Origin of the sequence: Amycolatopsis dongchuanensis (genome assembly GCF_039542405.1) — a bacterium.
Classification (GTDB): domain Bacteria; phylum Actinomycetota; class Actinomycetes; order Mycobacteriales; family Pseudonocardiaceae; genus Amycolatopsis_E; species Amycolatopsis_E sacchari.
Map to the genome: position 1 here is coordinate 26679 of NZ_BAABIB010000161.1, position 19068 is coordinate 45746.

15 protein-coding genes and 1 pseudogene are annotated in these 19068 nt (G+C 73.4%); 7 read left to right on the top strand and 9 right to left on the bottom strand.

Annotated elements, in window-relative coordinates:
• Positions 1–36: 36 nt before the first annotated feature.
• Positions 37–1095 (bottom strand): saccharopine dehydrogenase NADP-binding domain-containing protein, encoded by a 1059-nt coding sequence (locus ABFX51_RS36820; protein WP_346056557.1) that lies wholly within the window; start codon positions 1093–1095, stop codon positions 37–39.
• On the bottom strand, positions 1092–1844 hold the full coding sequence (locus ABFX51_RS36825; protein WP_346056558.1) for an LLM class flavin-dependent oxidoreductase: 753 nt from the start codon (positions 1842–1844) through the stop codon (positions 1092–1094). The genes ABFX51_RS36820 and ABFX51_RS36825 overlap by 4 nt, the downstream gene beginning before the upstream one ends.
• Positions 1845–1958: 114 nt before the next feature.
• Here ABFX51_RS36825 and ABFX51_RS36830 point away from each other — a divergent pair, with 114 nt between their 5' ends.
• Positions 1959–2846: a LysR family transcriptional regulator gene (locus tag ABFX51_RS36830; protein ID WP_346056559.1), complete on the top strand. Its 888-nt coding sequence runs from the start codon at positions 1959–1961 to the stop codon at positions 2844–2846.
• A gap of 382 nt (positions 2847–3228) precedes the next feature.
• On the opposite strand, the pseudogene ABFX51_RS39760 reads toward ABFX51_RS36830, so the two are convergent.
• The 3 genes and pseudogenes from ABFX51_RS39760 to ABFX51_RS36840 form a co-directional block, all read right to left on the bottom strand.
• Positions 3229–3489: pseudogene (locus ABFX51_RS39760) on the bottom strand (alcohol dehydrogenase catalytic domain-containing protein); the annotation flags it as partial.
• Between the two features lie 10 nt (positions 3490–3499).
• Positions 3500–4369, bottom strand: coding sequence for an SAM-dependent methyltransferase (locus tag ABFX51_RS36835; protein ID WP_091505422.1), 870 nt, complete (start codon positions 4367–4369; stop codon positions 3500–3502).
• 61 nt (positions 4370–4430) lie between these two features.
• Entirely contained in the window at positions 4431–5294 is an 864-nt protein-coding gene (locus tag ABFX51_RS36840) for an SAM-dependent methyltransferase (RefSeq protein ID WP_346056560.1), read from the bottom strand.
• 125 nt (positions 5295–5419) lie between these two features.
• On the opposite strand from ABFX51_RS36840, the gene ABFX51_RS36845 reads away from it, so the two are divergent.
• Both ABFX51_RS36845 and ABFX51_RS36850 read left to right on the top strand, forming a co-directional pair.
• Complete coding sequence (locus ABFX51_RS36845; protein WP_346056561.1) at positions 5420–6634, top strand: FAD-dependent oxidoreductase; 1215 nt, start codon at positions 5420–5422, stop codon at positions 6632–6634.
• 62 nt (positions 6635–6696) lie between these two features.
• A complete protein-coding gene (locus tag ABFX51_RS36850; RefSeq protein ID WP_346056562.1) occupies positions 6697–7905 on the top strand; it encodes an FAD-dependent monooxygenase in 1209 nt (402 codons plus the stop codon).
• On the opposite strand, the gene ABFX51_RS36855 is transcribed toward ABFX51_RS36850, so the two are convergent.
• Positions 7906–8502, bottom strand: coding sequence for a TetR/AcrR family transcriptional regulator (locus ABFX51_RS36855; RefSeq protein ID WP_346056563.1), 597 nt, complete (start codon positions 8500–8502; stop codon positions 7906–7908). It lies immediately after the preceding gene.
• Positions 8503–8532: 30 nt separating this feature from the next.
• Here ABFX51_RS36855 and ABFX51_RS36860 point away from each other — a divergent pair, with 30 nt between their 5' ends.
• A complete protein-coding gene (locus ABFX51_RS36860) occupies positions 8533–9498 on the top strand; it encodes a helix-turn-helix transcriptional regulator (protein ID WP_346056564.1) in 966 nt (321 codons plus the stop codon).
• Here the strand turns inward: ABFX51_RS36860 and ABFX51_RS36865 are convergent.
• Entirely contained in the window at positions 9489–10406 is a 918-nt protein-coding gene (locus tag ABFX51_RS36865) for an SDR family oxidoreductase (RefSeq protein WP_346056565.1), read from the bottom strand. The two genes, ABFX51_RS36860 and ABFX51_RS36865, sit on opposite strands and share 10 nt — an antisense overlap.
• Before the next feature lie 65 nt (positions 10407–10471).
• Here ABFX51_RS36865 and ABFX51_RS36870 point away from each other — a divergent pair, with 65 nt between their 5' ends.
• Positions 10472–11494 (top strand): nucleoside hydrolase, encoded by a 1023-nt coding sequence (locus ABFX51_RS36870; RefSeq protein ID WP_346056566.1) that lies wholly within the window; start codon positions 10472–10474, stop codon positions 11492–11494.
• Here the strand turns inward: ABFX51_RS36870 and ABFX51_RS36875 are convergent.
• A complete protein-coding gene (locus tag ABFX51_RS36875) occupies positions 11488–11772 on the bottom strand; it encodes a hypothetical protein (protein WP_346056567.1) in 285 nt (94 codons plus the stop codon). The genes ABFX51_RS36870 and ABFX51_RS36875 overlap by 7 nt on opposite strands.
• 171 nt (positions 11773–11943) lie before the next feature.
• On the opposite strand from ABFX51_RS36875, the gene ABFX51_RS36880 reads away from it, so the two are divergent.
• A complete protein-coding gene (locus tag ABFX51_RS36880; protein ID WP_346056568.1) occupies positions 11944–12882 on the top strand; it encodes an alpha/beta hydrolase family protein in 939 nt (312 codons plus the stop codon).
• Between the two features lie 6 nt (positions 12883–12888).
• Here ABFX51_RS36880 and ABFX51_RS36885 read toward each other — a convergent pair whose 3' ends face one another.
• Positions 12889–13341 (bottom strand): DUF6314 family protein, encoded by a 453-nt coding sequence (locus ABFX51_RS36885; protein ID WP_091505432.1) that lies wholly within the window; start codon positions 13339–13341, stop codon positions 12889–12891.
• A 183-nt stretch (positions 13342–13524) separates the two neighbouring features.
• Here ABFX51_RS36885 and ABFX51_RS36890 point away from each other — a divergent pair, with 183 nt between their 5' ends.
• Complete coding sequence (locus ABFX51_RS36890) at positions 13525–18981, top strand: ATP-binding protein (RefSeq protein ID WP_091505433.1); 5457 nt, start codon at positions 13525–13527, stop codon at positions 18979–18981.
• Positions 18982–19068: the final 87 nt, after the last annotated feature.

Sequence of the window (19068 nt, forward strand, 5' to 3'; positions counted from 1 at the left end):
CGACCCGCCCGGGGTCAGCACGACCGAACGGCCGTCCTACGCGCCCGGGACGAACCGTCCTCCCGCTGCCTCCGCGAGCTCGGGACCGAACATCGCACCCGGTGTCCGGGCACCTGGCCGTCCTTCGCCGCGGGCGAGGCGCGCGGCGACCTCCGCGGCGACGGCGGCGGTGAACGCCATGCCCTCCCCCGCCCGCAGCCAGCCCTCCCGTGTGCTGCCGTCGGGCCACCACGCCCTGGCGCGCGCCCACGTGAACTCCCGCGGCGCCGGGCGCGCCTTGACCCGCATCGCGGCGAGCCGTCGTTTCAGTGCGCGGCGCAGCGGCGGTACGGACACCAGCGCGGCCACCCCCGGCAGCAGCGCCCGCACCAGCCGCCCGGACGGCATCGCGCCGGTCGCGGCGACGACGTCCGGCGCCCCGCTGGCCCGGCACGCCACCTCCAGTTCCCCGGAGGGCCACGCCGTGGTGCCGACCGTCGTCCCGTCGGGCAGGGTGAGCCGCTCGAACCCGCTGCCGAGCCTCGCCCGCACCAGCCGCCCACCGGCGTAGCGGCGGCTACCGCCGGTCAAGCCGTCGAGCAGCGAGGCCGCGAGCGCCTCGCCGAAGATCCCCTCCTCCATCGCCACCGACGCCACCGCGTCCACCCGCACCCGTTCCGGCGCCGGCTGCCCCGCGCACAGCCGCAGCACGACGCTTTCCGTGCCCAGTACGCCGAACCCGGCACCGGGCACCAGGCAGCTCCCCGCCGCGACCGCTTCCTCGTGCAGGTCGAGCACGCCGGTCACGGCGGCCAGCTCGTTCGACAGGTCCAGGTAGTGCGTGCCCCGCAGGCACGCGCGCGCGATCGGCAGCGCGGTCCCGCTGAAGGGGCCGATCGTGTTGACCACGACCGAGGGCCGTTCCTCCGCGACCGCGGCGGGCACGGCCGACGCCGAGGCCACCACCCGCGTCCGCGCCCCCAGCTTCTCCGCCAGTTCGTCCAGCCGTGCCTGATCCCGGCCCACGAGGACCGGCGACATCCCCCGTGCCAGCAGCTCCTCGGCGATCACGCGGCCCGTGCGGCCCGTCCCGCCCAGTACCCAGATCCCGCTCATCGTCCCGCCTCCACAACCTCGTGCAGAGCCACCAGCTTCGCGGCACCCTCGGCGAAATCCCCGTCCCGCGGCAGCATGAGCACCACGTGGTCGGCCCCCGCCGCCCGCTGTGCGGCGACCCGCGCCGCGGCCGTCTCCTCCGTCACGTCCGGCAGGCAGACCACCAGCAGCTTGTCCGGGCCGAGCACGCGCCGGGCCTCGGCGGTGAACTCCGGCGGCACTCCCGCGGGCAGTGCGCCGTCGGCGAGTTCCCCCGCGAGCGCGAGCATCTTCGGGCCGTTGGCGGCGATCAGCCGGGGGTACGCCGCTTCGGGCGCGGGCGGCGCCGTGGGGGCGTCCATGCGCTCGCGGTAGTCCCGCACAGTCGCGAGCGGGCTGCCGAACCGCCGTCCGGTGCCCTCCGCCTGCGCCGGGTACCCCACGCCGAGACCGAGCACGAACCGGCCCGGGTACGCCTCCGCCAGCTGGGCCGCCGCGGCGTGCAGGGTCTGCGGTTCGCGGGCCCACAGGTTCGCCACCGCCGTGCCGAACACGGTCCGTTCCGTCGCCGCGAGCAGCACGGCGAGCTGCACGAGCGCGTCCTTGCCACCGACGACCTCATTGGTCCAGACCGCGGGCCAGCCGGCCTCCGACAACCGGACCGCCGCCTCCCGCTGCGCCGCCGCCGGAGGCAGCCCGGTGAACGACACCGGCAGCATCACCCCGGCCGGCCCCAGCGCGCGCCGGGCCGCTTCGACCACGTTTCCCATTGAAGATCCTCCCGTTGTGCTGCTCCCACCGTGGAGCGGCGCCCGGGCCCGCGTCCAATGAAAGTTCCGCACGCGGCGATGCGGTTCGCGCAACACCGCAGCTAGGCTGGGGTGGTGGCCGACCTCGACCTGCGACTCGTGCGGTGCTTCACGGTGCTCGCGCAGCACCGCCACTTCGGCCGCGCGGCGGCCGCGCTGCACGTCACGCAGTCCTCACTGAGCCGTCAGATCAGCAGGCTCGAACAGCAGCTCGGCGTGCGCCTGCTGGACCGCACGCCGAGCGGCACGCGGCTCACCGAGGCGGGCGAGGCCTTCCTGGCCGACGCGGAGGCGCTGCTGCGCTCGGCGGAGCGGGCGGCGGCGCGCGCACTGGCGGCCTCCCGGCCCCACCGGCTGACGGTCGGCAGCCTGCTCAACCTGGTCGTGACCCCGGCCGTGCGGGAGCTGCGCCGCCGGTTCCCGGACGCCGAGGTGCGCACCGTGAACCTCGGCTGGCACGAAACCCGCGAAGCCCTGCTGGACCACCGCGCCGACGCCGTGCTGACCCGGCTGCCGCTGCAGGCCGACCGGCTGCGCGTGACCGCCCTCTACGAGGAACCCCGGGTGCTCGTCGTGCCCGTCGACCACCGCCTCGCGGGCAAGGAATCCGTGACGCTGGACGACATCGCCGACGAACCGCTCCCCCGTGCCGACGAACCGCTGTGGGACGCCTTCTGGCGCATCGACCCCCGCCCCGACGGCAGCCGCGCGCCGGACGGTCCCCTCATCAACGCGGCGGACGACAAGATCGAGCTCGTGGCGAGCGGGCAGGCGGTGGCCATCCTCCCGGCGTCCGCCCGCATCGCCACCCTGCGGCCGGACCTCACCGCGATCCCGCTCGAAGGCGTCGAACCGTGCCAGGTCGTGCTCGCCACGCGGGCGGACGACCACGGGCCGCTCGTGACGGCGTTCCGGGAGTACGCGGTGGCGCACCTCTCCGGCAGTGTCCACTCAGGACGGTGAGCACGTCCGCCAGGTGCGGGGTGACGTCGGGTGGGCCGGTGGTGAGCGTGACCGCGTTCAGGTACATCGGCCCGGTCGGCACGCGCGTGTCGGCGAAGTAGATGCCCACGCTGTGGCAGTACCCGCCCGGCGCGGTGGCCCGCAGCGCCGACGAAAGCCCCTTCGGATGCCCGGCCGCGATGCGCCGGCGGCGCTTGTCGCCGTCCACGTAGCCCACCCGCTCACCGCCCCGGCGAACGCACACGCCCACAGGCCGATGCTCGTCCCGCCGAACACCAGCACCGGCGCCCCGGGCAGGCGCCGCCGGCCGAGCAGCACGCGGCGGTAGGCGTCGACGAGGTTGTCCGGCGCCGAACAGCCCGCCCCAGTCCCCGCCCAGCGGCAGGCCGAACATCGCGTGCCGCGGTACGGCCGCGCACCGCGACGGCGCGCCGTCGCGGCGGTTCTCGCAGCTTCCGCACGAAACGTGCCACGGCACCACGGCGAGGCCCGGCACGTCCGGCCCCAGCTCCACGATCTCGGCCACGCACTCGTGCCCCAGCGAGGGCACTGGGTCGAAGGGCGTCAGCCCCGCGATCACCGCCCGGTCGAGGTCGCACGTCGCCGTGACGGGCCGCACCAGCGCGTCACCCGGTTCGAGCAGCGCGCACTCGTCAGCCTTCCGGCACGCGGCCGACGCCGGCCCAGTAGAACGGCCTGACCTGTTCCGGTTCCAGCTTGGGGAACACGGCCTCCACCGGGTCCGGCCGCCAGTCGGTGAGGTGCACGATGCCGGGCGGCACCAGCTCGAACCCGGCGAACCACGACTCGAACTCCGCGCGGTCCCGCAGCCAGGCCGGGTTCTGCGTGCGCCGGTAGGACTCGGCGAGCGCGCCGATCTGCGCGGCGCCCTCCTCGGGGGCGTCGTCGGTGGTGATGTGGCTGGCGGCCCACCAGCTGCCCGGCGCGAGCTGGCGCCGGTAGCGCGCGACGAGGTCGAGCACGTTGTCCCCGCCGCCCACGAAGTGCAGCACCGACACCATCAGCAGGCACACCGGCTTGCGGAAGTCCAGCAGCTTGCGGGTGACCGGGTGCGCGAAGATCTCCTCCGGGTCCCGCAGGTCGCAGCGGACCACGCCGGCCCACTTGGTGGCGCCCTGCTTGTCGAGGATGATCTCGGAGTGCGCCACCGCGACGGGCTCGTAGTCGACGTACACCACGCGGGGATCGGACTTCGGCGCCGCGTGCTGCCGCACGATCTCGTGCACGTTGCCCACCGTCGGCACCCCGGACCCCAGGTCGAGGAACTGCGTGATGCCCTCGTCGAGCGCCGCGCGCACCACCCGGCCCAGCCACTGCCGGTTCGACATCGCCAGCGGTTTGATCAGCGGGAACTGCTTGTCCGCCTTCTCCCCGAACATCTGGTCCACGACGTAGTTCGTGCTGCCGCCCAGGTACCAGTCGTAGACGCGGGCCGAACTCGGCTTGTCCAGATCCAGGTCGCGCGGCGCCGCCGGCGCGTGCTCGCTGTCGTCCTTGCGCAAACTGGCGCTCCTCGCGGTCTCGGTGCCCTGGTGGAGCAGGATATCCGACGGCGGAAAGCGCTTACCCGGCTTTGCGGCCGACCCCCGCCCACACCACGGAGTCGTTGGGCGAGTCGAACCGGACGTCGGGCGCGTTGTCGCCGTTCTCCTCGGGGCGCCACAGCGGTGTCCAGGTGGCGCCGGGCTCGACCATCTCCAGGTCGCCGAACAGCGCCTCGATCTCCGCGCGGGGGCGCCAGATCACCGGGGTCGCGGTGTTGTCGTACATCTTGCCGAACTCCGCCATCTCGCGCGCCCGGCTCTCCGGCACCCCGTCGGCGGTGCCGTGCGACAGCACGAGGTACGAACCGGGGGTGAGCAGCTCCCGGTAGCGCGCGACGGCCTCCGGGCCGACGTCCGTGCCGTCCGGGCCGGGCTGGGTGACGTGCAGGACGGCGATGAGCAGCAGCGCGACCGGCTGCCCGAAGTCGATGACGCCGCTGTCGCGGACCTTGCGCCACAACAGGTCCGGGTCCCGCAGGTCCGCGCGGATCACCGCGTGCCGGTCGGGGTCGCCGTCCTGTTCCAGCAGCATCTGCGAGTGCGCGACGGCGACGGCCTCGTTGTCGATGTACACGACGCGGGTGCCGGTGTTCAGCTCGTCGGCCACCTGGTGCGTGCTGCCCATCGTCGGCACGCCGGAGCCCACGTCGATGAACTGCCGCACACCCTGCTTCACCAGGTACCGCACGGCGCGGTGCAGGAACAGCCGGTTGGACTTGGCCGCCGGGCGCACGAACGGGAAGGCCTCCAGCGCCTTCTCCGCGAACACGCGGTCGACCGCGTAGTTGGCCTTACCACCCAGGTAGTAGTCGTACACCCTGGCCACGTTGGGGTGGTCCAGGTCGACGCCCTCGACCGGAAACTTTTCGAACCGCTCGGCCATGCCCGCCTACTCGTCATCGTTCCGCCACAGACCGTGCGGATAGTAGCGCTGACCGGGATGCCCCTTTCGTGAAGGCGTTCTGACCGAGTGGTCAGTGGTCTGACCGATCGGTTAGTCTCGGTGCCATGGAGCACGTGACGTGTTGTGTGGCCGGCGGTGGGCCGGCCGGGGTGATGCTGGGGTTGCTGCTCGCGCGCGCCGGGGTGCGGGTCGCGGTGCTGGAGAAGCACGACGACTTCCTCCACGACTTCCGCGGGGACACCGTGCACCCGTCCACCCTGCGGCTGCTGGACGAGCTCGGCCTCGGCGAGCGCTTCGCCGCCCTGCCGCGGCGGGAGCTGACCGAGATGCGCATGCGGATCAACGGCGAAACCGTCGTGGCCGCGGACTTCGGGCGGTTGCGCGGGCGGCACCCCTACATAGCGATGGTCCCGCAGTGGGACTTCCTGGAGCTGCTGGCCGACGCCGAGCCGGCGCTGGACCTCCGGATGGGTACCGAGATCACCGGGCTGCGCCGCGAACACGGCCGGGTCACGGGCGTGACCTACCGCGACGCCAGCGGCGACGGCGAGCTGGCCGCGGATCTCGTCGTGGCGTGCGACGGCCGCGATTCGGTGGTGCGGCGGGCGGCGGGGCTGCGGCCGAGGGAGTTCCCCGTGCCGATGGACGTGTGGTCGGTGCGGGTGCCCGCCTCGCCGCACGCCGAGCGCGACGGCCGGGTGTTCGGCGTGTTCGGCGGTGGCCAGGCCGCGGTGACGATGGACCGCGGCGACTACTTCCAGACCTCGTACCTGATCCGCAAGGGCGACGACGCGCGGCTGCGCGCGCAGGGCATCGAGTGGTTCCGCGAGCGCCTCGGCGCGTTGTTCGGCTGGGCGCCGGACGTGCTGTCGGTGATCCGGTCCTGGGACGACGTGAAGCTGCTGGAGACCACGATGGGCCGCCTGCCGCGGTGGTACACCGACGGCCTGCTGTGCCTCGGGGACGCGGCGCACACGATGTCCCCCGTCGGCGGGGTCGGGGTGAACCTCGCGGTGCAGGACGCCGTCGCCGCGGCACGGATCCTCGCCGGGCCGCTGCTTTCCGGCCGGGTGTCCACAAAGGACCTGGCGAAGGTGCAGAAGCGCCGGGAGTTCCCGGTGCGCGTGATCCAGCGCCAGCAGCTGGGCGAGCACGACATGCTGCTGCGCCCCGCGCTCGACGGCACGCTGACGGAGCTGCCCGCCCCGCTGCGGGCCGTGCGCCGCTTCCCGGCGCTGGCGGGTGTGACGGCCTACCTCGGCGGGATCGGGCTGCGACCCGAGCACGCACCCGCCTTCGCGCGGCCTCAGGGCCGATGAGTTTTACGTCCCAGCGGGGTCTACCTCTCCGACGGCAGGAACACGCACGAGCGGGAGGCACTGTGAGCGGCACCAGGGTGTTGGTGGCGGGGGCGAGCATCGCGGGGCCCGCGCTGGCCCACTGGCTGCACCGGCGGGGAGCCGAGGTGACCGTGGTGGAGCGGGCCCCCGAGCTGCGGCCCGGCGGGCAGGCGGTGGACGCGCGCGGGGTGACCAAGGAGGTCATCCGGCGCATGGGGCTCGACCCCGCGGTGCGCGCGGTCCGCACCGAAACCGCCGGCGCGCACGTGGTGGACGCGGACGGCGCCGTCCTGGAGACCTACCGCGCGGACGACGACGGCGGCGACGGGTACATCTCGGAGATCGAGATCCTGCGCGGGGACCTGTCCCGGGTGCTCTACGACGACACCCGCGACGGCGTCGAGTACGTCTTCGGCGACCGGATCACCGAGCTGGCCCAGGACGCGGACGGCGTCGACGTGACCTTCGCGGGCGGTGGCAGGCGGCGCTTCGACCTGGTCGTCGGGGCGGACGGGCTGCACTCCTCGCTGCGCGCGCACGTCTTCGGGCCGCATGAGCGCTTCGTCCGCCACCTCGGGCACGTGCTGGCCTTCTACAGCGTGCCCAACGAGTTCGGGCTGGACCGCTGGCTGCTGGAGTACCAGGAGCCCGCCTCCGGCCGCTCCGCCCTGCTGCGGCCCATCCAGGACGCCACCCGCGGGATGGCCATGTTCTCCTTCCCCGCCGGCGAGTTCGACGTCGACCACCGCGACGTCGAGGCGCAGAAGCGCCTGCTGCGCGAGCGGGCGGCCGATCTCGGCTGGCTGGCGCCGCGCCTCCTCGAGCACCTGGACGACACCCCGGACTTCTACCTCGACCAGGTCGCACAGGTGGTGCTGGACCGCTGGTCCAGCGGACGGGTGGGGCTGCTCGGGGACGCGGTGTTCAGCTCGTCACCGCTGTCCGGGCAGGGCACGGGCCTGGCGCTGGTCGGCGCCTACGTGCTGGCCGGTGAACTGGCCGCCGCCGGGTGGGACCCGGAGGCGGGGTTCGCCGCCTACGAGGCGCGGATGCGCCCGTTCGTCGAGGCCAACCAGGAGATCGGTCGGTTGAACGCGCGCAGCCGCGACGTTCCCGGGCCCGGCATCGAACCCGGCCCGGCGCCGGAGGAGTGGGACATGGAGCTGATCGAGCGCGCGCTCAACGGCCTCGAACTGCCGGACTACGCGGAGGTGCCGGACTCCGGGCCCCGCTCGCCGATCCCCTCGTAGCTACGCGATCGCCGCCAGGACGAACCTTTCGAGTTCGTCCGCGGCGGCGTCGAGGTCGAGCTCGGGGTGGGCGAGCCAGTGCGACACCACCCCGTCGATCGCGCCGCCGATCGCCAGTGCGATCGCCCGCGTGTCGAACTCCCGCAGCTGCCCCGCCCGCTGCCCGTCCGCCAGCAGCCCGGCCAGCGTCTGCCACCGGCCGCCCGCGTCGTGCGAGCCGGGAGCCTTGAGCTTCGTGCCGTCCTGGTCGTCGAGCAGCACCTCGGTGATCAGCCGCACGTGCCGCCGGTGCGCCGACTGGTAGCCGATCATCGCGCGCACGTACGCCGTCACGGCCGCGCGGGAGTCGGGCTGGCTTTCGACGCGCTCGCGCACGTAGTCCCCGAACTGCCGGAACACGTGCTCCAGCGCCGCCTGCGCCAGGTTCTCCTTCGAGGAGAAGTGGTACAGGACCGCGGCCTTGGAGATACCCGCCCGTTCGGCGATGGCCGACAGCGACGTGCCGCGGTAACCCTTCGTGGAGACGAGGTCGATCGTGCACTCGATGATCTGCTCCCGACGGGCGTGCTCGGTGAACGTCATCGGCCGGGAGCTCATGCCGCGATTCTAGGCGGGCACAATGCGGGCATGCGCGCGGAACGTCTGGTCGCCCTCCTGTTCACGTTGCAGAGCAGGCGCAGCGCCACGGTGGCCGAGCTGGCCGGGGCACTCGGGGTGTCCGAACGCACCATGCACCGCGACATCTCCGCGCTGCAGGCCGCGGGAGTTCCACTGTGGACGGAGACCGGCCGGTACGGCGGGGTGCGGCTCGTCGACGGCTGGCGGACGCGGCTGGACGGGCTGACCTCCCGCGAGGCGGTGGCGATCTTCGCGATGGGCGTGCCGCGCGCACTGGCCGAACTCGGCCTCGGCACGGCCGTCTCCGCCGCGCACGCGAAGGTGTCGGCGACACTGCCCGCGCCCCTGCGGGAGCAGGCACAGCACCTGGCGCAGCGCTTCCACCTCGACGCACCGGGCTGGTACTCCGAGGAGGAGGACGCCGGGCACCTCGCGGAGATCGCGCGGGCCGTGTGGGAACAGCACCGCGTCACGGTCACCTACCGGCGGGGCGAGGGCACCGTCGAGCGGACGCTCGAACCGCTGGGGCTCGTGCTCAAGGCCGGGGTCTGGTACCTGGTGGCACGGGTCGGCGAGGCGCTGCGCACCTACCGGGTCAGCCGCATCGCCACGGTCGAACCGAGCGACGAGCGCTTCGAGCGGCCCGCCGACTTCGACCTGGCAAGCTGGTGGCAGCGGTCGTCGGCCGAGTTCGAGCGGTCGCTGCAGCGGTACCCGGTGCGGTTGCGGCTGAGCCCCCGCGGCACGCGGTTGCTGCCCCGGCTGGTCGATGCCGACTCGGCGCTCGCGGCGTTGCGGGCGGCGGGTCCGCCGGATGCCGACGGCTGGGTGGAAATCGAGCTGGCGCTGGAGGAACCGCCCGTCGCCGCGGGGCAGCTCCTCGGGCTCGGCGTGGAGGTGGAGGTCCTCGGGCCACCCGCCGTGCGGGCCGCGTTCGCGGACGCCGCACGGCGGATGGCCGACCGTCACCGGTAGCCGGTGGCGTCCGCGGGTTTGCCCGGCCCCTGCACCTCGTCGAGGTACCGCCAGGCGTCCGGCCTGCTGCCGTCCGCGTCCGTGAAGCCGTAGACCTTCGCCAGCTGCGCGCTGCTGAGCGTCTGCCCGGAGAACCGCGCGCGGTCCGGGTCCGCGGCCAGCGACGCCACCGCCCTCGCGACGAACAGCGGGGACTCGGAGATGCAGAAGTGCGGCACCTTCACCAGCGCGTCGCGCCAGTTCTCCTCGGTCACGCCGTACACGTCGAGCATCGCCTCCGACCGCAGCCAGCCCGGCGTCATCGCCACCGCGGTGCCCCCGTACTCGGCGAGGTCGTGCGCCTGCGCCTTGACGATGCTGTGCGAGGCCGCCTTCGCCACGTAGAAGCCGATGGACGTGCCCTCGCGGTACCGCGCGTTGTACTCCTCCGTCCCGTCGGTCATCTCCACGACCAGCCCGCCGGGGTTGCGGATCACCAGCGGGAACAGGAAGTGGCTGGTGATCAGGTGCGCGTCGACGCCGAGCCGGATCGACCGCAGCACGTGCTCGACCGGCATCTCCCACACGCGCTTGCCCCAGCCGATGTACTCGTCACCGCCCCACAGCCCGTCGACGAGGATGTCGAGGCGCCCGTGCTCGCGGTCGACGCGCTCGGCCAGCGCCCGCACCTGGTCCGGTTCGAGGTGGTCGACGCGGATCGCCGTGCCGGTGCCGCCGGCCTCCTCGATCCGCTCCAGCGTGCCCTCGATCGTCTCGGGCCTGCCCACCTCGGACCGGTGCTGCCCGGACGTCCGCCCGGTCACGTACACGAACGCGCCACGGCGTCCCAGCTCCACCGCGATCGCCCGGCTCGCGCCGCGGGTCCCGCCCGCCACGAGTGCCACCTTTCCTGCCAAGTCAGTGCTCATGCGGCCACTTTCGCCGCGAACCCTGACAGGATGCGTCATGGTTGGCGCTCACTGGGGAGGCTGCCGTGCGGATCGTCCTGCTGGTGCTCGTGCTCGTCCTGCCACTGCTCGCCACACCCGCGACCGCGCAACCGCGGCCGGTGCCGGTGATCTACGACAGCGATCTCGACGTCGACGACGCCTCGACGCTGGCGTACCTGTGCGTGCAGCACCAGCGGCACCGGATCGACCTGCGCGCGGTCACGGTGGCGGACAACGGGTTCGGCGTGCCAGGCCGCACGCGGCAGCACGCGCTGAGCGTGCTCGCGGAGTGCGGGCTGCCGGACGTGCCGGTCGCCGAGGGGGCCGAGCCCGGCGTGCACGCGGCACCCGCGAGTGCGGTGCGGGACATGGAAACCGTGCTCACCGCCGCGCTCGGCGACGCCGGGCGCACCCCGCCGCCCGCCACCCTCACGGCGGCGCAGCTGATCCGGCGCACGCTGGCCGAAGCTCCGGGCCAGGTCACCGTGCTGGCGACGGGACCGCTGAGCAACCTCGCCCGCGCCGTGCCGCCGGGCAGCCCCGTGGCGCGGAAGATCGGCGAGGTGCACGTGATGGGTGGCGCGGTCTCGGTGCCGGGCAACCTCTTCGGCGAGGCGCTGCCCGGTTTCGACAACACGCAGGAGCTCAACGTGTGGCTGGACCCGGCGTCGGCGCGGCAGGTGTTCCGCTCGCTGCCCGTCGTCCTCACCCCGCTCGACGCGACCGACCAGGTGCCGATCAGGCAGGCCTACGTCGACCGCATCGGGGCCGAGGGCACCACCGCGAGCGCCGGGACCGTGCACCGGATCATGACGCACCCGGTGCTGCGGGACGGGATCGCGCTGGGCATCTTCTACTGGTGGGACGCGCTGGCGGCGGTGGCCGCGTTCGGTGATCCGCGTGTCGTGACGGGAGTGCGGCCGGTGCGGCTCGACGTGGTGCAGGACGGGCCGCAGTCGGGCCGCACCCGGCCGGATGCCCGTGGTGCCAAGGTGATCGCGGCTTCGGGCGCGGATCCGGGCCGGTTCGAGGAGGTGTTCCTCGCCGGGCTGAACGGGAGTCAGTGAGCGGTGGCCGCGGGGGCGTTCCCGGTCCGCGCCTGGCGGGGCCGCAGTGAACCCACGCCCAGCACGGCGAGCCCGGCCTGCAGCGTCATCAGCGTCCGGTTCAGCGCGCGGTCCGCGGCCTTGCCGCCGGTGTACCCGCCGATCACGCTGCCCAGCGGCACGCCGAGGACGTTGGCGACCGTGAGGCCGCCGAACATCAGCGAGAGCAGCACCTTCTTGCGGTCGAACCGCGTGATGGCCCCGCTCACCGCGTAGCCCGAGACGCGGTAGCCCGCCACCGGTTCCCGAAGCCCCCCAGAGCGAGGGCGAGAAGGCCGAGAGGCATGTCCGAACCCTCCGTCGTTGATACCCGCCGGGTACGAACGGGTACGCAACCGGTCTTGGACTCCGGGGCGGAGCCGCCCGCAAGCTGGACCCGGCACCACAGCGACGACCAGCGAAGAAGGACCATGCCCGCTCAGGAAACCGCCACCCAGGACCGGATCGAGCAGACGCTGCGGCACATGGCGGACGGTTTCGCCCGCTCGATCCGCTCCCCTATCCTGCACACCCCGGCCGAGTACGGCCTCGCGTACGAGGACGTCACCTTCCCGGCACTCGACGGCGTCCCGCTGGAGGGCTGGTTCATCCCGGCCCCCGGCGCGGACCGGGTCGTCATCGTCAACCACCCGCGGTGGTTCAGCCGCGCGGGACTGCCGTCGCACCTGGAGCCCTGGCGCTCGATCGGCGCACCGGCCGGCAACGACTTCGAGGTCGACTTCCTGCCGGACTACCGGCTCCTGCACGACGCCGGCTACCACGTGCTGACCTACGACCTGCGCAACTTCGGGCACAGCGGCGCGGCCAACGGCGGGGTCACCTCCGGTGGCCGGTTCGAGGCCCGGGACGTCGTCGGCTCGCTGCGGTACGTGCGCGGCCGCCCCGAGCTGCGCGGGCTGCCCGTCGGCCTGTTCAGCAGGTGCCTGGGCTGCAACGCCACCCTGTTCGCGATGTCGTGGTACCCGGAGGAGTTCGGCGACGTCCGGTGCCTCGTGGGCTGCCAGCCCCTGTCCGTCCGCTTCGTGCTGGAACGCGGCCTGGAGCGCGCGGGCGTGCCCGCCGGCCGCATCGACGACCTGGAGGAGCTCATCCGGCGCCACACGAGCTTCCGGCTGGACGACATGTCACCGCTCGGCGCGGCCGGGGACGTGACCGTCCCGGCCTTCCTCTACCAGGTCCGCGACGACGCGATGACCAGGCCCGAAGACGTCCAATCCGTCTACGACGCCATTCCCGCCGAGAAGGACCTGTACTGGATCGAAGGCACCACCCGGCGCTGGGACGGCTACACGTACTTCCAGCGCGATCCCGGCCGGGTGCTCGGCTGGCTGGACCGGCACCTGCGGTGACCGTCCTCAGTGGACGGTGCGCTCGTAGACGGTGTGGATGGAGTAGTTCTTCTTCGGCCCGGTCACGCGCATGCGCACGGTGAACCGGTCTTCCCCGGGGAACTCGTACTCGCCGACGTAGGTGTCCTGCCCGCACAGGTGCACGTCGGTGGCGGCCCCGGGCGTTTCGGCGAGCCGGAGCACGTGGAAGGTGCGGGGCGGGCCCGGTTCGGCGAAGCAGATGCGGATCTGCCCCTCCTCCAGCCGGTAGTGGTACTCGCGGAACACCTCGTGCGACGACCCGCCGGCCAGCGTCAGCACGCCGTCCTCCCGGTAGTGCAGCAGATCCGGCCCGGCCGGGCGGAACCGGGCGGTACCGGTCATCGAGCCGAGCCCCGGCAGCTCACGCGACAGCGCCCACTCGCCGGGCAACGCGGCGAACAGCCGCCGCTCCGGGCCGTACTCACCAGTAGCCCCCATCGCACCCCTTTCCCACGTCACAGCGCCTTTCCCGATGCTATGCCCGCCGCCCGCGGAGTGGTGGTGAGCACGCTTCGCGCCTCCGCCCGGTCGCTACACTCGACCGGTCAACCGCACGTGGGACCCCGGCCGATCCGCGGTCGGCCACCCGTGCGCTGAGTGCCTTGGGAGGGGCTCGATCCGGTGTTCAGTCGTATCGCCATCGTCAACCGTGGAGAGGCCGCGATGCGGCTCATCCACGCCGTCCGTGAGCTGGCCGCGGAAACCGCGACACCGATCGAGACCATCGCACTGCACACCGACGTCGACCGCAACGCGACGTTCGTGCGGGAAGCCGACATCGCCTACGACCTCGGTCCCGCCTCGGCGCGCCCGTACCTGGACCTGAAGGCGCTGGAGCACGCGCTGCTGGAGACCAGGGCCGACGCCGCGTGGGTCGGCTGGGGCTTCGTCGCGGAGGACCCGGCGTTCGCGGAGCTGTGCGAGCGCATCGGCGTCACCTTCATCGGGCCCAGCGCGGACGCGATGCGCAAGCTCGGCGACAAGATCGGCGCCAAGCTGATCGCCGAGGAGGTCGGCGTCCCCGTGGCGCCGTGGAGCCGCGGCGCGGTGGAGACCCTGGAGGACGCGATCTCCGCCGCCGCGCGGATCGGCTACCCGCTCATGCTGAAGGCGACCGCCGGCGGCGGCGGGCGCGGCATCCGCGTGATCCGCAGCGAGGCCGAGCTCGCCGACGCCTACGAGCGCACGAGCCAGGAGGCGGCCCGCGCGTTCGGCAGCGGCATCGTGTTCCTGGAGCGCCTGGTCACCGGCGCCCGGCACGTCGAGGTCCAGGTCATCGCCGACGGCCAGGGCACCGCGTGGGCGCTGGGCGTGCGGGACTGCTCGGTGCAGCGGCGCAACCAGAAGATCATCGAGGAGTCGTCCTCGCCCGTGCTCGAACCGGAGCAGGCCGCCGAGCTCAAGGCCTCGGCCGAGCGGCTCGCCGTCGCGGTCGGCTACCGCGGCGCCGCCACGGTCGAGTTCCTCTACCACCCCGGTGACCGGCTGTTCGCGTTCCTGGAGGTCAACACCCGCCTCCAGGTCGAGCACCCGATCACCGAGGCCACCACCGGGTTCGACCTGGTGAAGGCCCAGCTGGCGGTCGCGTCCGGGCGCAGGCTGGAGGGCAGGCCGCCCGCCGAGCGCGGGCACGCCATCGAGGCCCGCCTCAACGCCGAGGACCCGGACCGCGACTTCGCCCCCTCCCCCGGCCGCATCGCGCGTCTCGACCTGCCCGCCGGGCCGGGCATCCGCGTCGACACCGGGGTCAGCGAGGGCGACACCATCCCCGCCGACTTCGACTCGATGATCGCCAAGATCATCGCCTACGGGCACGACCGCGACGAGGCGCTGGGCAGGCTGCGCCGCGCGATGGCCGAGACCACGGTGATCATCGAGGGCGGCGCGACGAACAAGAGCTTCGTGCTCGACCTGCTCGACCGGCCCGAGGTGATCGACGGCAGCGCCGACACCGGCTGGATCGACCGCGTGCGCGCCGAGGGCGACCTGGTGTCGAACCGGCACTCCGGCGTCGCGCTGGCCGCGGCCGCCATCGAGGCGTACGAGGAGGAGGAGCGCGCGGAACGGCAGCGGCTGCTGTCGACGGCGTTCGGCGGGCGCCCGCAGGTGCAGCACGAAAGCGGCCGCCCGCTGGCGCTCAAGCTGCGGGGCGAGACCTACCGCGTGCGGGTCGCGCGCGTGGGCGCGCAGCGGTTCCGCGTGGGCATCGAGGCCGGTGAGGACGTCCGCACGGCCGACGTCGAGATCGAGCGCTTCGACGCCTACAGCGGCCAGATCTCCGTCAACGGCACCAAGTTCCGGCTGCTGACCGGCACGCACGGGCCGATCCACCTCGTCGAGGTGGACGGGGTGGCGCACCGGGTCAGCCGCGACGAGGGCGGCGTCGTCCGCTCCCCCGCGCCCGCGCTGGTGGTCGCCACGCCGCTGGAGGTCGGCGCCGAGGTCGAGGCCGGCGCGCCCGTGCTGGTGCTGGAGAGCATGAAGATGGAGACGGTGCTGCGGGCGCCGTTCAAGGCGCGGCTGACCGAGCGCCCCGTCTCCGTCGGCAGCCAGGTCGAGACCGGTGCCCCGCTGCTGCGGCTGGAGCCGATCGGGGACGCCGAGGCCGAGGAGGCCACCGGTGGCGGCGCCGTGGACCTCGACCTGCCGGTCGCGCCCGCCGGGGTCCCGGCCGGCCGCCGGGTCACCCGCGGCCAGGAGGACCTGCGCAGCCTGCTGCTGGGCTACGACGTCGACCCGCACGACGAGCGCCGCGTGCTCGACGACTACCTCGCCGCGCGCCGCGCCGCCGCCGACGAGGGGCACCGGCTGCTGGCCGGGGAGCTCGACCTCGTCGGTGTGTTCGCCGACCTCGCCGAGCTGAGCCGCAACCGGCCCAGCGGGGAGGACAGCGGTGACGCGCACGTGCACAGCGCCCGCGAGTACTTCCACACCTACCTGCAGAGCCTCGACGTCGAGCGGGCCGGGCTGCCGGAGCGGTTCCAGGCCAAGCTCGCCAAGGCGCTGGGGCACTACGGGGTCGGCGACCTGGAGCGCACCCCCGAGCTGGAAGCCGCGGTGTTCCGGATCTTCCTGGCCCAGCAGCGCGCGGCCGCCGACGCGGGTGCCGTCGCGGCGCTGCTGCGCGCGTGGCTGCGGGAGCCGCCGCCGGACGAGACGCTGCGCGAGCCCGCGGGCCTGGCGCTGGAGCGGCTCGTCGCCGCGACGCAGGTGCGCTTCCCGGCGGTCGCCGACCTCGCGCGCGGGGTCGTGTTCGCGTGGTTCGGGCAGCCCCTGCTGCGCCGCAACCGGGCCCGCGTGTACGCCGACGTCCGCAAGCACCTGCACCACCTCGACGCGCACCCGGACTCGCCGGACCGCGCGGAGCGGATCGCCGAGATGGTGCGCAGCACCGAGCCGCTCGTGCGGCTGCTGGGCCGCCGCCTCCGCCGTCCCGGTCTGGACCACAGCGTGCTGCTGGAGGTGCTGACCCGGCGGTACTACGGCAACAAGGGCCTCACCGCGGTCCACACCCGCGACGTGGCGGGCTGCCGGTTCGTGGTCGCCGAGCGCGCGGAGGAGTCGCTGGTCTCGGCCGCGGTGGGCTTCGAGGCGCTGGGCAGCGCGCTCGACGGGCTCGCCGAGCTGGCCGGCGGCGAGCAGACCGTCGACGCCGACGTCTACCTGGCCTGGGAGGACCAGCCGGAGGACTCGGACGCGGCGGCCGCCGCGCTGCACGAGGTCGTCGCGGCGCACCCGCTGCCGCCCCAGGTCCGCCGCCTGACCACCACGGTCGCCGGCCGCGGCGGCGCGGTGATGCACCACCACTTGACGTTCCGCCCGTCCACCACGGGGATGGCGGAGGAGCGGCTGATCCGCGGCCTGCACCCGTTCATCGCGCAGCGGATGCAGCTGGAGCGGCTGCGGAAGTTCGACCTGACCCGGCTGCCGTCCACCGACGAGGAGGTCTACCTCTTCCAGTGCGTGGCGCGGGAGAACCCGGCCGACGAGCGGCTCGTCGCGTTCGCGCAGGTGCGGGACCTGACGGAGCTGCGCGAGCACGACGGCAGGCTGGTGGCGCTGCCCACGGCCGAGGACACGATCGCGGTGTGCCTCGACTCGATCCGCCGCGCGCAGTCGCGGCGGCCGGCGAAGAAGCGCTTCCCCACCAACCGGATCGTCGTCTACGTGTGGCCGCCGAGCGAGCTCACCCGCGAGGAGCTGGAGATGATCTCCCGGCGCGTGCTGCCCACAACGGCGGGTGCCGGGCTGGAGGAGATCCTGTTCATCGGACGGCAGCGCGACCGCGAGGCGGGCACGCTGACCAAGGTCGCGGTGCGGATCTCGTTCGACGCCACGGGTTCCGCGAAGCTCAGCGTCGAGGAGCCGTCGGACGAGCCGGTCGAGCCGCTTGACGACTACCGCCAGAAGGTGCTGCGCGCGAGCAGCCGCGGCACGGTGTACCCGTACGAGCTGACCGGGCTGCTGGGCGAGTTCACGGAGTACGACCTGGACGAGAACGCGGCGCTGGTGCCGGTGGACCGGCCGAAGGGGCGCAACTCGGCGGCGATGGTCGCCGGTGTGGTCACCACGCCGACCGCGCGGTATCCGGAGGGGGTGACGCGGGTGGTGTTGCTGGGTGATCCGACGAAGTCGCTCGGGGCGTTGTCGGAGCCGGAGTGCCGCCGGGTGATCGCCGCGCTCGATTTGGCGGAGCGGATGGGCGTGCCGGTGGAGTGGTACGCGTTGTCCTCGGGTGCCCGGATCGCGATGAACTCGGGTACGGAGAACATGGATTGGGTGGCGGCGGCGCTCAAGCGGATCGTGGAGTTCACCCAGGCCGGTGGTGAGATCAACATCGTGGTGGCCGGGATCAACGTCGGGGCGCAGCCGTACTGGAACGCCGAGGCGACGATGCTGATGCACACCAAGGGCATCCTGGTGATGACGCCGGATTCGGCGATGGTGCTGACCGGCAAGCAGGCGCTGGACTTCTCCGGTGGCGTCTCGGCCGAGGACAACTTCGGCATCGGCGGCTACGACCGGGTGATGGGCCCGAACGGGCAGGCGCAGTACTGGGCCCCGGACCTGGCCGGGGCGCGGGACGTGCTGCTGGCGCACTACGACCACACCTACATCGCGCCCGGTGAGCCCAGGCCGCGGCGGGCGCAGACCAGCGACCCGGTGGACCGGGACATCTCCGGCTACCCGCACGCGGTGGTCGGCAGCGACTTCACCACGGTCGGCGAGATCTTCTCCCCCGAGGCCAACCCCGACCGGAAGAAGCCGTTCGACATCCGGACGGTGATGCGGGCGCTGGCGGATCAGGACCACCCGGTGCTGGAACGCTGGGCCGGCATGGCCGACGCCGACACCGCCGTGGTGCAGGACGTGCACCTGGGCGGGTACCCGGTGTGCCTGCTGGGCATCGAGTCCCGTTCGGTGCCGCGGCGCGGGTTCCCGCCCACCGACGGCCCGGACGCCTACACGGCGGGCACCCTGTTCCCCCGCTCGTCGAAGAAGGCCGCGCGGGCGATCAACGCCGCCAGCGGCAACCGGCCGCTGGTCGTGCTGGCCAACCTGTCCGGGTTCGACGGCTCGCCCGAGTCGATGCGCAAGCTGCAGCTGGAGTACGGCGCCGAAATCGGGCGCGCGATCGTGAACTTCCGCGGCCCCATCGTGTTCTGCGTGATCTCCCGCTACCACGGCGGCGCGTTCGTGGTGTTCTCGAAGGCGCTCAACCCGAACATGACGGTGCTGGCGCTGGAGGGCTCGTACGCTTCGGTGCTCGGCGGTGCCCCCGCCGCGGCCGCGGTGTTCGCGGGCGACGTCAACGCGCGCACGGCGGCCGACCCGCGGGTGCGGGAGCTGGAGGCCCGCGTCGCGGCCGCCTCCGGTGCCGACCGGGCCGCGCTCACCGCGGAGCTGGACGAGCTGCGGACGTCGGTCCGGGCGGAGAAGCTCGGCGAGGTGGCGGCGGAGTTCGACCGGGTGCACAGCATCCAGCGCGCGGTCGAGGTGGGTTCGGTGGACGCGGTGATCCGCGCCGCCGAGCTGCGGCCGCGCATCATCGAGGCGATCGAGGCACGACTGTCCTGAGTGGACCCTCCGGGCGGGCGTTCCGCGCCCGCCCGGAGGTCCGTCCTATCCGAACAGAGCGGCGTAGCGGGCCAGGTACAGCGGCCA

Coding starts and splice junctions, on each gene's coding strand:
- ABFX51_RS36820 (WP_346056557.1), bottom strand. CDS start 1,095: ATGAGCGGGATCTGGGTACTGGGCGGGACGGGCCGCACGGGCCGCGTG.
- ABFX51_RS36860 (WP_346056564.1), top strand. CDS start 8,533: ATGCGCGCGGAACGTCTGGTCGCCCTCCTGTTCACGTTGCAGAGCAGG.
- ABFX51_RS36840 (WP_346056560.1), bottom strand. CDS start 5,294: ATGGCCGAGCGGTTCGAAAAGTTTCCGGTCGAGGGCGTCGACCTGGAC.
- ABFX51_RS36845 (WP_346056561.1), top strand. CDS start 5,420: ATGGAGCACGTGACGTGTTGTGTGGCCGGCGGTGGGCCGGCCGGGGTG.
- ABFX51_RS36880 (WP_346056568.1), top strand. CDS start 11,944: ATGCCCGCTCAGGAAACCGCCACCCAGGACCGGATCGAGCAGACGCTG.
- ABFX51_RS36865 (WP_346056565.1), bottom strand. CDS start 10,406: ATGAGCACTGACTTGGCAGGAAAGGTGGCACTCGTGGCGGGCGGGACC.
- ABFX51_RS36855 (WP_346056563.1), bottom strand. CDS start 8,502: ATGAGCTCCCGGCCGATGACGTTCACCGAGCACGCCCGTCGGGAGCAG.
- ABFX51_RS36885 (WP_091505432.1), bottom strand. CDS start 13,341: ATGGGGGCTACTGGTGAGTACGGCCCGGAGCGGCGGCTGTTCGCCGCG.
- ABFX51_RS36825 (WP_346056558.1), bottom strand. CDS start 1,844: ATGGGAAACGTGGTCGAAGCGGCCCGGCGCGCGCTGGGGCCGGCCGGG.